11 protein-coding genes and 1 pseudogene are annotated in these 14366 nt (G+C 59.5%); 7 read left to right on the plus strand and 5 right to left on the minus strand.

The genetic code is table 11. The features are described from left to right. Nucleotides 1–132 precede the first annotated feature (132 nt). The 3 genes from IEX53_RS11765 to IEX53_RS11775 are packed head-to-tail and all read right to left on the minus strand — an operon-like array spanning nt 133 to nt 3291. Nucleotides 133–1230, minus strand: coding sequence for an ABC transporter substrate-binding protein (locus tag IEX53_RS11765; protein WP_236016158.1), 1098 nt, complete (start codon nt 1228–1230; stop codon nt 133–135). Continuing rightward, nucleotides 1227–2630 (minus strand): sensor histidine kinase, encoded by a 1404-nt coding sequence (locus IEX53_RS11770; RefSeq protein WP_188824450.1) that lies wholly within the window; start codon nt 2628–2630, stop codon nt 1227–1229. Before IEX53_RS11770 ends, IEX53_RS11765 begins: the two co-directional genes overlap by 4 nt. Next, a complete protein-coding gene (locus IEX53_RS11775; protein ID WP_188824357.1) occupies nt 2617–3291 on the minus strand; it encodes a response regulator transcription factor in 675 nt (224 codons plus the stop codon). Before IEX53_RS11775 ends, IEX53_RS11770 begins: the two co-directional genes overlap by 14 nt. Nucleotides 3292–3629: 338 nt before the next feature. Between IEX53_RS11775 and IEX53_RS11780 the strand changes: the two genes are divergently transcribed. From IEX53_RS11780 to IEX53_RS11790, 3 genes are all read left to right on the plus strand, one after another. Then, entirely contained in the window at nt 3630–4604 is a 975-nt protein-coding gene (locus IEX53_RS11780) for a Bug family tripartite tricarboxylate transporter substrate binding protein (RefSeq protein WP_188824451.1), read from the plus strand. A 65-nt stretch (nt 4605–4669) separates the two neighbouring features. Then, a complete protein-coding gene (locus tag IEX53_RS11785) occupies nt 4670–5128 on the plus strand; it encodes a tripartite tricarboxylate transporter TctB family protein (RefSeq protein WP_188824358.1) in 459 nt (152 codons plus the stop codon). A 33-nt stretch (nt 5129–5161) separates the two neighbouring features. Next, entirely contained in the window at nt 5162–6670 is a 1509-nt protein-coding gene (locus IEX53_RS11790; RefSeq protein ID WP_188824359.1) for a tripartite tricarboxylate transporter permease, read from the plus strand. A 78-nt stretch (nt 6671–6748) separates the two neighbouring features. Here IEX53_RS11790 and IEX53_RS11795 read toward each other — a convergent pair whose 3' ends face one another. Beyond that, the gene (locus IEX53_RS11795) at nt 6749–7405 is read right to left on the minus strand and encodes a GMC family oxidoreductase (RefSeq protein ID WP_188824360.1); all 657 of its coding nucleotides are present in this window, start codon (nt 7403–7405) and stop codon (nt 6749–6751) included. 409 nt (nt 7406–7814) lie between these two features. On the opposite strand from IEX53_RS11795, the gene IEX53_RS11800 reads away from it, so the two are divergent. Continuing rightward, nucleotides 7815–8918, plus strand: coding sequence for an esterase (locus tag IEX53_RS11800; protein WP_236016159.1), 1104 nt, complete (start codon nt 7815–7817; stop codon nt 8916–8918). A gap of 247 nt (nt 8919–9165) precedes the next feature. On the opposite strand, the gene IEX53_RS11805 is transcribed toward IEX53_RS11800, so the two are convergent. Beyond that, the gene (locus IEX53_RS11805; RefSeq protein ID WP_188824362.1) at nt 9166–10293 is read right to left on the minus strand and encodes an RHE_PE00001 family protein; all 1128 of its coding nucleotides are present in this window, start codon (nt 10291–10293) and stop codon (nt 9166–9168) included. 561 nt (nt 10294–10854) lie between these two features. On the opposite strand from IEX53_RS11805, the gene IEX53_RS11810 reads away from it, so the two are divergent. The 3 genes and pseudogenes from IEX53_RS11810 (at nt 10855) to IEX53_RS11820 (ending at nt 14354) form a co-directional block, all read left to right on the plus strand. After that, complete coding sequence (locus tag IEX53_RS11810; protein WP_188824363.1) at nt 10855–12501, plus strand: TnsB C-terminal domain-containing protein; 1647 nt, start codon at nt 10855–10857, stop codon at nt 12499–12501. A gap of 49 nt (nt 12502–12550) precedes the next feature. Beyond that, nucleotides 12551–13380 (plus strand): annotated as a pseudogene (locus IEX53_RS11815) (TniB family NTP-binding protein). Continuing rightward, nucleotides 13377–14354 (plus strand): TniQ family protein, encoded by a 978-nt coding sequence (locus tag IEX53_RS11820; RefSeq protein ID WP_236016160.1) that lies wholly within the window; start codon nt 13377–13379, stop codon nt 14352–14354. Before IEX53_RS11815 ends, IEX53_RS11820 begins: the two are co-directional and overlap by 4 nt. The last annotated feature ends 12 nt before the right edge of the window (nt 14355–14366 follow it).

The following is a 14366-nucleotide window of genomic DNA, read 5'->3' on the forward strand; positions in this document are numbered from 1 at the left end:
GCAACCGGCATATCCCACTTCGGCGGCAGTCGGCTCAGAAAGCGGACGCGCTCTGATGGCCCGGTTTAATGTCCGTCCCATCCCTCGGGAGGCCCTCCTGGAATATCCTTCGGCTACATTCAGCTCCCGCTCTTACCGCCCGGTTTTTCCCTGACCGATGATCAGATTGCTCCAATCGGCAATGAAGCGCTCGCGCTGCGCATGATCCTGTGCGGCAAGAAGTTCCGGGCCGATGCGGATCGGTCGCGCTATACCGGATTCGACCAGCGCAAGCGGACCGTCGACATCGAGCGGCAATGGCCCTTTTTCGGAAAAGAAGAATGCTTTCTCGCGGGCTATCTCCTGGCCCCGCGCAGACAGGAGATAGCCGAGAAACCTGGCACCGAGATCGCCGTGCGCCGCGTGTTTCGGTATCAGGGCGCCGCGGCTGAGGATCAGCGTGTAGTCGCGGGGGAGTACGATTTCCAACTGCGGATTGCGCTTGTGCTCGGCATAGGCATAGGAGCCCAGTATATTATAGCCGATGTAAAAATTGCCGCTCGATACCTGCTGAAGGACTTCACTGTTGCAGCAACGGACTGCGGCACCAGCCCGGCTCATGCTTTCGAGCAGGCGGCCATAGACGGTGGTCGTCTGGCGCGCGTCATAAAATGCCAGCAGATAACCAATGCCGGACTGGCGCAGATCGTAGGTGCCAATGCGCCCGTGATAAAAGTCGAGCTTGCGGCGAAGCAGGTCGGCGAGTTCCACATGCGTCCGCGGCACATCTTCGGCAGGCACCACATCACTGTTATAAACGAATACCGATGGCTCGAAGGTGAAACCAAAGACCTCATCGCGCCAGTTCGCCCAAGGGGCGACACTTTGCGTCACCGGTGACCGGTGCCGCGTCGCGCAACCGTCATTGGCGAGTTTCACCAGTTGATCGACGGAGGATGAGAGATAAATATCACCGAGCGCCGAGCCGTCACGGCAGGCTTTGTCGGCTTCGTTGTAAAGATCGTTGGTGACGTACTCGACATATTCTACGGCGATATCGGGCGCCGTTTTCTGGAAGTCGAGGATGAGGGGCTCCATGGCGTCAATATCGGTGGCGGCATGGATGGAGAGAACGTTGCGTTCATGCTGTTGTGCCGGAAAGACGTGCCGGCTGCCTTCCAACGCGCTTGCCGAACCGGCGATGATGACGGCAACAGCCACAGCAGAAAAGCGGATGGCCATCGTCTTCATTTCTGTTTCCTCGCTTCTGCTTCCTGGGGAGCACGTGGAATTTCGAGATAGACGGTAAAGCCGCGCACTCCCCGTTCCCTGAACCCTAGCCTCCCGCTATGAGCCGTTGCAACTTCCGATGCAATGGCGAAGCCGAGGCCGCCGCTGCCCTCATGGGACTTGGACGAGACGAAGCGCTGCGTCACTCTTTCCCACTCCCTGATGGGAATGCCGGGGCCGTCATCCTCAACTTCCACTCTTGCGGTGTATCCGTCGCTCGCGACCCGCACCTCGAGACGCGAGATCGTTCCATGCCGGAGCGAATTGTCGATGACATTGACGATGGCTTCTCGAAGACTGACGGGGTCGCCCAGCACCATCGGGGCCTCGCTGCTAGCCTCGAACGAGACCACGATATCGGGGTCGATGGTGATCGGTATGGCTGCGCGAAACGCGCGCCTTGCGATTTCCACCAGATTGACCGGCGCAAGCTGCACTGATTCCGACCGGTGGATCACCATGGCATGGCTCAGAAGCTGGTTCGTCAGCCGGGCCAGTTCATCGGCCCGCTTCTTGACACGGGCCAGATGCCGACGCCCGGATTCATCCATCTGAACCTGGCCAAGCAGATCGACCTGCGCCGAAAGCGCGGTCAACGGGGTCCTGATCTGATGGGCAGCATCCGCGATGAAGCGCTGCAAAAGGTCAACCCGTTCACTCAGCCGCCCCATGAAATGATTGATGGAGGCAAGGAAGGGTTGAAGCTCGCGCGGCGCTTCGACCTCGACAGGCGTCAGATCCTGCGGGTCGCGACGGTGCATCGCCGCTGCGAGATGAGCGATCGGCTGGAGCGAATAGCGAATGGCGAGCATCGTGCCGGCAAGCGCGAGAATACTCATTGCGGCAACGAGAATGACGGCACGGTAGGTCAGTTCGCCGGCAAGGGCGCGGCGCGCTTCGGTCGTTTGCGCGACAATGACGTGGGCCCGGCCGGAAAGGGTCGGATCGGAGAGCGCCCGGGCGACGATGGTCAGGCGCACCGGAGCACCGCGGAACTGGGCCGAGGCGAAAACAGGGTCGGCGCGAACCGTGTTGAGATCGACGACCGTTTCGAGATCGTCATACCCCGTCAGCGTCCGACCGCCCGGATCAACGACGCGATAGAATATCCGGTCGCTGGCCGCCAGCCCCAGCAGTTCGAACGCCGAGGACGGAAGGTTGATGACGAGATGGCCTGCCTCGACAGTCAAGCCCTCCGCCATCTGGATCGCCGCGCCGAGCAGCAATCGATCATAGGCGTCGTCGGCGGCTGCCCTGGCGTAATACCAGGCGGCGGTCGTCAGCAATCCCGCTCCGACAGCCAAGACCACCGCAACACGCAGTGCAAGGCGCCAGAAAAGGGAAGGCTCACGCCTCGGCATCTGATACCAGTTGATAGCCAAGGCCACGAACGGTAACGATGCGGGCACGCGACCCCTCGAGCTTTTTCCTCAACCGACCGACATAGAGTTCGATGGCATTATGTCCGGCGGCCTCGTCGAACCCGAAAAGCTGGTCCAGCAACTCATCCTTGCTGAAGACGCGGCCCGGGCGGGTGGCAAGGATTTCCAGAAGCGTCATTTCCCGACGCTTCAATTGCACTTCGCGCTTGCCGACACGCACGCTACGGCTCGAACGGTCGAGAACGATGTCGCCGCATTCAATGACGTTCGTCGCTTCACCGGCGCTGCGGCGCAAGAGGACGCGGGCACGCGCCTCCAGTTCGCGGAAATCGAACGGCTTGACGAGATAGTCGTCGGCGCCGAGATCCAGCGCCCCCACCCGGTCCTCAATCTCGGATCGCGCGGTCAGCACGAGCACCGGGATGGATTTTTTCGCCTGCCGCAACCGGCGCAATATTTCGAATCCGTTGAGGCCCGGAAGCATTACGTCGAGAATGACAAGATCATAATCCGTGAAGTCAAGGATATCGGAGGCGACCTGACCGTCGGTTTCCCAATCCACCGTATGTCCGACCGTCTCGAACCGGCGGCTGATAGCCTCCCCCACATCCTGGGTATCCTCGACAAGAAGAATGCGCATTTTCGATGCATTTGCATGGAACCGGCCGACGATCAAGGAAAAGCATGGAATGGAACGACACTTCGAAAGCTGAATAGCCGCCGGATCGACGTGACAGCATGATGACAGGTTTCTCCCCTATGAAGATTACCTGCCTGTCTGTGGGAGAAGGATCAGACGGCGGCGCGGAGGACATCGCAAAAAACTCACCCGAATACGGAAGCAACAGCGCATCCGTGGGTGTTTTGCAATCGAGCAGACGCACCAGACCTCATGCGAGGTGAGGGTCCCGATGCTTGGTCATGCACGCCGCTGCGGGTCGATGGAAAAATCTAAAGTGGGAGAAGATCGTGAAAAGAATGAAGACTGGAGCCCTTGTCGCCGGCGTCATATTTGCGTCATTGGCGACCGGAAGCGCATTGGCTGAACCAGCCAAGCCGGAATGCCTTGCCGGGGCAAAGCCCGGCGGCGGCTTCGACCTGACCTGTCGTCTCGCGGCCAATGCGTTGCTCGAAGCCAAGATGATCAGCAAGCCGATGGCCGTCACCTATATGGAAGGTGGCGTTGGCGCCGTGGCCTACAACCACGTGATAGGCAAGCGTGGCTCCGATGGCAATCTCATCACCGCCGCTTCCGCTGGGTCGGCGCTGCTGATCGCCCAGGGCAAATTCGGCAAGTATGACGAAACCGCCGTACGGTGGCTCGGTGCACTTGGCACCGATTATGGCGTGCTGGTCGTTGCCGCCGATTCCTCCATCAAGACGCTTGGTGAACTCATCGAAGCTTATAAGGCCGATCCTTCAAGCTTCGCCATCGCCGGCGGCGGCGCCGTCGGGTCGCAGGACTGGATGAAAGGCGCGATCCTTGCAAAGGCTGCAGACCAGGATCCGAAGTCGATGCGCTATGTCGCGCTCGAGGGCGGCGGCGCGGTGCTGACCGCACTGGAAGGCGGTCATGTCAAGGTCGGCGCAGGCGATGCCGGCGAAATGGCGAAGCATCATGTTGCCGGCAAGGTCCGCATCCTTGCCGTCATGTCGAGGGAACGCCTGCCCGGTGAACTGGCCGCCGTGCCCACGGCCAAGGAGCAGGGCATCGATATCGATTGGCCGGTATGGCGTGGCTATTATGTCGGCAAGGACGTGTCCGATGCAGACTATGATTGGTGGGCCGACAGTTTCAAGAAGCTGGCCGAAACGCCAGAGTTCAAGAAAGAACGCGAAGCGCGCGGTCTTTTCGAATTCACCCTCATCGGCAAGGATTTTGAAGATCAGGTGAAGACTGACGTCACCCGCTTCAAGATACTCGCCAAGGAATCCGGCATGCAAGTGAAGTAACAAAGTGGGTCTGCCGGGTATCGGCGGACCACCTCGTCCTGGCTGCGCGAATGACGGAGAAATCGATGACGGACAAAATAAAAAACGCTTCCCGCGCCGGCAGGATAGGGGGCGCCTGTCTTCTGCTGCTGGCGATCGCCTATGGCATCGGCGGCGGCAGGATTGAATATGCCTTTGCCTCCGATCCGCTGGGGCCGCGCATCATACCGGTGATGCTGGCGATCATTCTTGGGGTGCTGTGTCTGTTCCATTTCCGAAAGCCCGGTCTGACGGAGCCGTTTCCAACCGGTTCGCTTTTGCTCAAAACCCTGGCTGTACCGGCGCTTATCGTTGTTGCCGTGCTTCTTCTGGAGCCACTTGGGTTTGCAATGTCGATCTTTGTGCTCACCGCGGGAATCGGATGGATTTTTGGAGCACCTTTGCACAAGGCATTGATCGGCGCAGCCGGGCACGCCTTGCTGTGGTGGTTCGTCTTCTCTTTTCTTCTAGACGTTTATTTGCCGAAAGGCGCGCTTTTCGGCTGAGCGGCAGGCAGAAAACTGACCGAGGATAATTTCATGAACCTTGAATATCTCTGGGGCGGCTTTGCTGTTGCCCTCACATTTCAGAACCTGGCGATCGGCTTCATCGGCTGTTTCATCGGCACAATGGTCGGAGCATTGCCGGCGATCGGTCCCATCAATGGTATCGCGCTGCTTTTGCCGATCGCCTACACGATGGGCCTGCCGGCCGAAAGCACGATGATCCTGCTGGCTTCGATCTATTGCGGTGCCGAATATGGCGGCCGGATTTCATCCATTCTGCTCAACGTGCCGGGAGATGCCGGCGCCGTGATGAGCGCTCTCGACGGCTATCCGCTTGCGCGTCAGGGCCGTGCCGGCGAGGCTTTGATGCTGAGCGGGCTTTCATCCTTCGTGGGGGGAATGATCGGTGCGACCGGGCTGGCGCTGTTTGCGCCAGTGCTTGCCAGTCTTGCGATCGGCTTCGGACCGGCTGAATATTTCGTGCTCATGGTTTTCGCCTTTGCCACGCTCGGTTCGATGGTGGGTAGCCAGCCGGTGAAAACGCTGATCGGCTGCACGCTCGGGCTGATGCTCGCCACTGTCGGTCTCGACGCCACTTCCGGCGCGTACCGCTTTACCTTCAATGAGCCGGAACTGGGTGACGGCATTGAATTCGTGGTTCTGGTGATCGGGCTGTTCTCGATCTCGGAAGCGCTTCTCATCCTTGAAAACCAGGCTTCAGGCTTTACCGTCATCAAGCAACTCGGGCGGATGATCGTGCGGGCTGACGATGTCCGCAAATCCGTTGGCACCGCCTTGCGCAGTTCCATCATAGGCTTTGTCGTCGGCGTCCTCCCGGGAACCGGCGCATCGGTTTCGAGTGCGATCGCCTATACGACCGCCAAGCGCCTGTCCGATACGGAGGGCACGTTCGGCAAGGGCGACATGCGGGGCCTTGTCGCGCCGGAAGCGGCGAACAATGCCACCGCCTGCGGCGCGTTTGTGCCGATGCTGACGCTTGGCGTACCAGGCTCCGGTACTACCGCAGTCATGCTTGGCGCGCTGATGCTGTACAATATCCAGCCTGGCCCCATGCTGCTTACCGAGCGCCCGGAAATCGTCGGCGGCCTCGTCGCCTCGCTTTTCATCGGCAATATCCTGCTCTTGATCCTCAACCTGCCGCTCGTCAATCTGTTCGCCCGGGTGCTGACGGTTCCCAACTGGCTCCTCGTTCCCGGCATTCTGGTCTTGTCGATCGTCGGCGTCTATTCGACCCATGCATCCAGCTTTTCTGTCTTGCTGATGTTGTCGATCGGCATGGTAGGCTGGCTGTTGCGCAAGCTCGGCTTCGATATGGCACCGATCATCCTCGGCTTCGTCCTTGGTCACGTCATGGAAATCAATCTGCGCAATGCGCTGGCGATCAGCGGCGGAGACGTCTCCATTCTGTTTCAGAGCAAAATTTCCCTGGTACTATGGGTGCTTGCCGCTGGAATGGCCGTTCTTCCGATAATCCTGGCCAGACGTGCAAAGAAAAGACTGAAGATCACCGCACCGGTCTGAGGCGCGCGGCATCTATCAGGTTCAAGGGAGCGGATCATCCGCCCCTTGAACCCTTTTTTAAAACCTACCCCCTCCCCACTATACCTTCCGCTCTTCATCCATAATCATGGCCGCGCCCTTTTCCGCGACCATCATCGTCGGGGCATTGATGTTTCCGGCAGTTATGTTGGGAAAGATTGAGGCATCGATGACGCGGAGACCGGCCACGCCATGGACTTTCAACGATTTGTCCACGACGGCGGTCCGGGCGTCCGATCCCATCGCCGCCGTGCCGCAGAGATGATAGATCGAGCCGCTGTTCTGCCGGAAGTAATCGAGCAGTTCTTCATCACTTGACGCGCCCGCCGAAGGTGGCATTTCACATTCGGTAATAGCTCGCAACGCCGCCGTGGACATGATCCTGCGGACCAGTTGGCTCGCCTGAATCGCCTCCGCCTCGTCATGGACAGTGCTGAGGTAATTTGGGTTGATCCGGGGCGCTTGGACGGCATCCGGCGATACGATCTGCACTGTTCCGCGACTGGTCGGACGGCAGGCGTTGAACGCCAGCAAAAAACCGGAATAGGGCTCAGGCTTCAGGCCAGCGCGGGGATCCGCCGGGATGCGGTACGACAAAGGGTTGAAATAGATCTGGAGGTTGGGCCTTTCTTCCTGCGCGGAGCCGCGAAAGAAGTGTCGTTTTGCATTTAATCGTAAGACTCTACTCCCAACAGTTTCAACAAGATAGCCGAGCACTTAATTTGAGACTTGGCATTTAATTCGAGATTCTGGCTTCGATTATTGGCACTTAATGTGAGATTCGCCGCCGCGGAAAAGATGGCTGTCTATGGCCACGCTTCCGTCGGCAAATGCCTTATACTACAGAACGTTATTGCCGAATCGGAAGGCGTCAGGCGCGGGAAAATCGCACCGAATAATCTCAAATTAGGTGCCATCACCAACCGGAACGGACGCATTCTTACGAATAAATGCCAAACGACATCGGGATTCGAGACTGCGCAGGCGCGGCTTAAACTACCGAGCACTTGATAAGGCCAGATACCTCTGCCAGTCTCGGTGGGGGACATTTGATCTGGAGGAGATTTTCATGCGTTTATTTCTGCCTTGCATCCTTATCGCCAGCTGTATTGGGAGCGGACCCGCCATGGCCATAGACCCGCCCGCGACGCCCCCCGCCGACCGCCCTTTGAGGGAATTCGTCACCTCCGTCGAAAAGGACGGCTCGATCACCTTCCGCCTCTTCGCGCCCTCCGCCAAGGCGGTATCGGTGGTTCTGGGACAGCGCGCGCCGCTGGAGATGAAGAAGGGGGAGAATGGGCTGTGGAGCGTGAAAAGTGAGGCGCTGAAGCCCAATCTCTATGAATATTATTTCAACATCGATGGCTTCCGCAGTATCGATACCGGCACCAATTCCCCCAAGCCGCAGCGACAGGTGAATACGAGCCTCATTCTGGTGCCGGGCGGCATTCTCGATATTCGCGATGTGCCGCATGGTGAACTTCGTCTCGTGACGATACCGTCCAAGGCCCTGAAATCGCAGCGCCAGACCTATGTCTACACTCCGCCGGGATATACCAGCTCATCTGAACCGTTGCCCGTGCTTTATCTCTACCACGGCTTCGGTGACACGGTCGCCTCATGGGTTACACAGGGCCGTGCGCCGCAGATCCTCGACAATCTGCTGGCGGAAAAGAAGATCGAGCCGATGATCGTCGTCATTCCCGATACCGAGGCCGACATTCCAGAAGCCATCCCGGAAGACTTCCCCGGAGCCGACCGCCGCAAGACCTTCTACCCGCTGAATGCCGGCGCGGTGGACCGGGAATTGGTGGAAGACCTCATTCCGTACATGAGGCAGCACTACCGCGTGCGTGACGACGCAGACGGACGCGCCGTCGCCGGCCTCTCGCAAGGCGGCTACCAAGCCCTCGTCTCGGGACTTGCCCATCTGGGCACCTTCGGCTGGATCGCCACCTTCAGCGGCGTCTCCACGACCACCGTACCGGACAAGGCCGTCGAGGCGGCGCTGAACGACCCAGAGAAGATCAACAGGACACTGCGCAACTTCACCGTCACCGTCGGCACCAAGGACGAGATCACAGGTAAGGACATCGCCGGCCTCAAGGCAATCCTGGACGAAAAAAAGATCGCCCACGACTACATGGAATACAAAGACCTCCACCACGAAATGGACGTATGGCGTATGTCGCTCGCAACATTCCTGGAAAAACTATTCAAGAGAGAATGATGAAGGTCGCGTAAAGCCGACGATCAGACTTTCCACCCTGGAGGATCAGTTTGATCGAGCAGAACGCGCCGCCCTTCGGCATAAAGTATTTTCAGGGTTGATACCGCGAACATCAGCGGATCGTGCCGGCGACGCGACCTCAACAACTCGGCTGGCATGATGGCCATGAACGTGCTCAACGCCATCGCGCGTTCGAGCAAGATTTGTTAATCGAGCGAACGCACCCGGTTCAAACACGGGCGTCCGCTTACATAATGGCCCAGGCGCGATAGCGCCCGCGGCCAGTGATCTCCCTGAGGCCGAGTTCACCGACAAGGTTGAGCGCGCCTCGGGTCGATATCTCCAGTTCCTTTTCAATCATCGCACTCGACACCAGCGGCCTGGCCAGTACGAAATCGACGAACTGCGGAAGCCGGGAGTTTTGCCGCCGGTTACCTGTCCGACGTTGCATCTGCTCGTGCGCCAACGTTAGGCGGTCGTGCTCTTTCAGGCCGAGCGCAGCAGCTTCCGATACCGCCGCTAGAAACGCCTTCAGCCGCGTGGTGCGGTCGCGATGGCGGCGGCGGTCGCGGGCGATGGCGCGCAGACCGCTATTGAGGGCCAAGAGGTGGGTTTTTGTTTTGCCGCGCTGGCGTAACAGCGCTTCGATCAGCAGCGTGCCGAGCCAGCCCCGGCGCTGCAGTGGGCCGATTTCCTCCCAAACATCCCAGAGGATGGCGGCGGCAAGAACCGGCGGAAGGTCGGCGCTGCGGTCGAGGACGGCACGCCAGTCGTCAAGCCGCGCCGCCTCGTCCCATTCCGGGTCGAAGATCAGCGGGTCGCGCGGCAACGGCGCGGTCGGACGTGCAACCGTCGCGCCATCAAGCACCGCGCTGGCCCGCGCCAGCACCGCGTCGATTGCAGCGAACTCCGCTGCGAGCTTGTCTTCCGTGTCAAGCGCGGCGGCGTCCAGCCCGGCAGCAACGCCTACGGCCCCCTCCCCTTCCTCACCGCCTCCCATTGTGACATCCAGCGCCCCGCCGCCGCTCAATTGCCGCACCCCTTTCCGGCCAAGCGCCCAATCCGGCCTGCGAGTAGAAATCTGCCGCCTAGCGCGCAGCACCGCATGGGCGCGGGTCAGCTCATGCGTCGGGGTGCGGATATCCATGTGCGCGTCGTGCAGCACCAAGTCCTCAAGCTGGACGAGTTCCCCTTCCAGCCACAGCGCCGCGACGGCATCATGAAAATGAAACCTCTCGATGAGACCGCTGCGCACCGGCGAACGCGCGAGGCGCTCGTCAAGCCGGGCGACGGCCTCCTCCGCGGCGACGAGTGGGCTGGCGATATCGGCCCAGGGAATGGATCTCACTGCATCTTCGCCATACCGCGTTACCATTTAGCTTCCTTTATAATCAGCCGTGAACCCGGCGCTCCAAAAAGTCCGCTTTGAAAGCCTAAAGTAAAAAGTGTGGCTGTCGTTTTTTTGCTTAACAATTTCAAATCGCAAAAATGCATACTGCGCCGAGGTTTAGCGCGCTGAAAGGCGCGGATTTTGCACTAACGATTTCAACTCACACTTCCTTGCACATAGAATTGCAATTCGTCGGTCGACTGGGTGTTTTCGGGTGGCTCCGCCATCTCATGCGGCTTCAGCGGGCGAAATCGGCCGTCACCCTGCACCGGACCGCTGCTGCATGCCACCGTATGCATGAGCCGCGATTGCAATCGCAAGGTAAAAATCCGTGCCTTTGTCGCTTTTACTTAACATTTCAAATGGCAAAATCCTTTATAGAACCGTGGTTTGCGCGCTGAAAAGCGGGAAGTTTTTTGCTAACGATTTCAACCCCGCTTCCATTTTTACTTAACGATTTCAAACAGCAAAATTGTCATATGGCGGTTAGGTTATGGTGCCAAAAACGGCAGGGATTTTCGCCAACGATTTCAATCGCCGCTCACTGTGCAGAATCGATCGCAAAAAACAGCTCCCGTTTCCTCACACGCCGATGACACATGGTCGGTGGCGCGGCGTGTTGCTCGAGAATTGGACAAAGTACTCGACGGTTCCGGCTCACGATTAGTAGCCATTGATCGGGCGGCCGCCGAGCTACGCCTTACGACCCGGCAGCTTTACAATCTGCTGAAGCGCTACCGTGTCGATCGCACCGTGACATCGCTGCTGCCCCGGCTCCGAAAGGTTCGTAAGAAACGCTTCAGCAAGGAGATCGAGGAGATTATCGCGAAAACGCTGCGGGAGAAGTGGCTCGTTCTGGAACCAACGCCGCTCGCTCCCGTGGTAGCCGAGATCCGGGCTCGTTGCGAGGAGGCCGGCCTGGCCATTCCAACTTATACCTCCATCGCCCGCCGTATACCCACATTATTTACCCCCGAGGAGATTGCGAAAAAGCGATCAGCCAATCCCGCACATCTTCAAAGGCTCAAGCCGCGACCGAGATACATCCACGCAGCGCACCCGCTGGATGTCTGCCAGATCGATCACACCCCCACCGACATCAACTTCGTCGAGGTCATCGAGGACGGTGGAAAATTCATCGGCAGGGCATATCTGACGCTTCTCACCGACGTGGCGACGCGCTGCATTCTTGGCTTCTGCCTCACGCTTGAAAAGCCATCCGTGCTGTCGGTCGCGCTTTGCCTGGCACAGGCGATGTGTCCAAAAGAGACATGGCTGGCTGCGCGCGGAATCAAGCACAACTGGCCGATGTTCGGTCGGCCGCGAGCACTGGTCACCGATTCCGCCAAGGAGTTCAAAGGACAAGCGTTTCAGGCCGGCTGCGATGACTATAACATCCGCATCCGCTACCGGGACCGTGGCCGAGTGCATCACGGCGGTGTGGTCGAGAGGCTGCTCGGGAAGCTCAACGCTGTTCTTGCAACCCAGCCTGGTTCGACCGGTCGATCCGTGGCGGATCGCGACGGATATCCCGCAGAGCGGCGCGCCCGCCTTAGCTTTTCCGATCTGGAGCGATGCGTCACACTGGCGGTGATTGACCATAACCTCCAGGAGAACGCAAAGACCCTGAAGGTGTCAGCCAAAGAATGGGAGCGGCATGCGGACAGTCTTGCCAGCTTCGACGATGATCCGATGCGGGTTCTGCTGGCATTTATGCCGAGGAAAGAGAGGCGTATTTCGCCGCAAGGCGTCAGCATGTTCGCGCACGACTACTATTCACCATGGCTCGGCAGTCTGGTTCGGCAGCGCGACCGGCTGGGTAAACTCGAGGTGCGTTACGATCCCCGCGACATCAGCCATGTCTACGTCCGGGATCCGGAGACGAATAAGTTTCGGTCAGTAGAACGACGCGATGGAATGCTTGCGCCGGTTACGCTGTGGGAGCACGAAGCTGACCGCACGCATCGACGCGCGGAGAATATGCGATCGAACGTCGAGAAGGTCGCGCTCCGCCGACAGATTGCGGAAATCGCCAGCGATCGCAAGCCGTCGAAAACCGAACTGCGGAATGCTGCGCGCAAAACCCATGCGGCAAAGGCGCCCAAGCCCTATGACTCCATGCGCCCGGCGACGTTACCGCCTGCCGAACACCCCGTACGTCCCAAGCGTCATCTGCCGGTTGAGGATTGGTGACGTGGCGGACCATCTGCTCGATCATGTTCGCCCATATCTCGACCGCAGCATGGAGGAGCGGATCGCCCACATCCAGGCACCGCGATGGATCGGACATCAGGTGGCGGTACGGGCGCATGACCGGCTCGCCGGGTTGCTAACCCGGCCGCCAGCGTTACGGCCCAGGGGCCTGGTGCTGGTCGGGCCTTATTCCAACGGCAAGACGATGATCGTGGAACGGTTCGCCGTCGCACATCTGAAAACTGGCCAACAGCAGCGCGTCTGGATCGTGCAGACGCGGGAGGGCGCCGGCCTTGCACACTTTTACGGAAGTATCCTTCAGGCCCTGCACGCCCCGACGAGCCCCGGTCGGAATGTCAGCCGCAAAGCCGAGCAGATCGACCACTGCTCGACAACCTGAAACCAAGAATTCTGATCTTCGACGAATTCCATAATGCGTTGCGCGGCCGCACCCGGGACGTGGAGGCGGTCCTTGCTTTTTTGAGACGGATCGGTCGCCAGTTCGACATCTCACCGGTTCTGATCGGCGAAGTTGCTGTTTATGATTTCATCAATGAGACCGCCGAAATGGCGAGCCGGTTTGATCTGCACGCGGTGCCGCGATGGCAGTATGACGAGGAATTCCTAGCGCTCCTAGACAGCCTCGAGGCCGCCTTGCCTCTTGCCCACGCTTCCAATCTCTCAGAAGAGCCGATGGCGCGAACGATATTCCAGCTCTCCGAAGGGCTGATAGGCGAGATCGTGGCAATCGTCACGGCGGCAGCAGTCACCACGGTCAGATCCGGTACAGAGAGAATTACGAAATCCGCTCTCAATAAACTGCACTATATTCCGCTTTCGAAACGCCGCCGAGCGTCGGTGCGCGACGACCTGTTATGAACGGCGAGGCGAATGGCGCAAGTTTCGCCATCGAAATCCGTGCTCGTTACGAGGACGTGGCTCGCGACCGCTGGCCCGTTGCCGTTGATCCCCTACCAGATGAACTCCTGTCGAGCTGGATCCATCGCCTTGCGCTCGCCAATGGCATCGCGCCGCAGCCGTTCGCCAGTGTCCTCGGGCTGAATACCGGGATGTGGTCGCCTCGTCTCGACCTGCGGCTTCCGCACCCTCTCGCCATGCTGCTCGGCAATCAAACGGACCTCCCGGCTGGCAAAATCGCAGCGATGGCGCTGACGGGCTGGGCGTTAACGCCGCTCGTGCTGCCGCTGCGCCAGAATGCCCATCGGGGCCGTTCGACCTGGATGCAATATTGCCCTCTGTGCCTTGCTGCCGACGAGGCGCCGTATTTTCGGCGGCAATGGCGGCTGGCGCCACGGATTTCATGCTTCGTGCATCGTTGCGGTCTGCGGGATCGCTGCCCGGCCTGCCGTAGCGGGATCGTCGCCTTCGACCAGAGAGAACTTGTTCCCCAGCATTTCTGTGCGCGATGCGGCTTCGATTTGCGTAAAGCGGCAAAGGTCTCTGTCAAGGCAGCGGCTCGGCGGCTGGAACAGGCGGTCGCGGATATCTGCCGGGTGGAGCTGGCCAAGGGCTCGCCGACGATCACCGATCTGATTTCGCGCCTGCTGCGCGCGCCAGCCGTGGCCCGCGCCCCTTCTACGAATATTCTCACAGGCCTCTCCACCTCGGCGCGCATTCGCTGCTTTGAATTGCTCGCCGACAAATCGGCAATTTGGGCGGCCGCCGACACGACCGCGGCGGTCATGCATGCGCGCCAGCATTCTGACGGCGGGCGGCCACGACGAATTGATCGCTGGTTTTGTGGGTTTCATGGAGAAACACCAAAAAGCTCCCATTCCCGCAAGACGATCATGGACTGGAACCGATCTCCCCGCCCTCTTCGAGGCCTATAGGCGACTGCGCCT

The sequence above is a fragment of the Paramesorhizobium endophyticum genome (assembly GCF_014640615.1).
GTDB classification, from domain to species: Bacteria; Pseudomonadota; Alphaproteobacteria; order Rhizobiales; family Rhizobiaceae; genus Paramesorhizobium; species Paramesorhizobium endophyticum.

Excerpts from the sequence above, each read along its gene's own strand:
- IEX53_RS11770 (WP_188824450.1), bottom strand. The coding sequence starts at position 2,630 with ATGCCGAGGCGTGAGCCTTCCCTTTTCTGGCGCCTTGCACTGCGTGTT.
- IEX53_RS11805 (WP_188824362.1), bottom strand. The coding sequence starts at position 10,293 with ATGGTAACGCGGTATGGCGAAGATGCAGTGAGATCCATTCCCTGGGCC.
- IEX53_RS11775 (WP_188824357.1), bottom strand. The coding sequence starts at position 3,291 with ATGCGCATTCTTCTTGTCGAGGATACCCAGGATGTGGGGGAGGCTATC.
- IEX53_RS11790 (WP_188824359.1), top strand. The coding sequence starts at position 5,162 with ATGAACCTTGAATATCTCTGGGGCGGCTTTGCTGTTGCCCTCACATTT.
- IEX53_RS11765 (WP_236016158.1), bottom strand. The coding sequence starts at position 1,230 with ATGAAGACGATGGCCATCCGCTTTTCTGCTGTGGCTGTTGCCGTCATC.
- IEX53_RS11780 (WP_188824451.1), top strand. The coding sequence starts at position 3,630 with ATGAAGACTGGAGCCCTTGTCGCCGGCGTCATATTTGCGTCATTGGCG.
- IEX53_RS11820 (WP_236016160.1), top strand. The coding sequence starts at position 13,377 with ATGAACGGCGAGGCGAATGGCGCAAGTTTCGCCATCGAAATCCGTGCT.
- IEX53_RS11800 (WP_236016159.1), top strand. The coding sequence starts at position 7,815 with ATGGCCATAGACCCGCCCGCGACGCCCCCCGCCGACCGCCCTTTGAGG.
- IEX53_RS11785 (WP_188824358.1), top strand. The coding sequence starts at position 4,670 with ATGACGGACAAAATAAAAAACGCTTCCCGCGCCGGCAGGATAGGGGGC.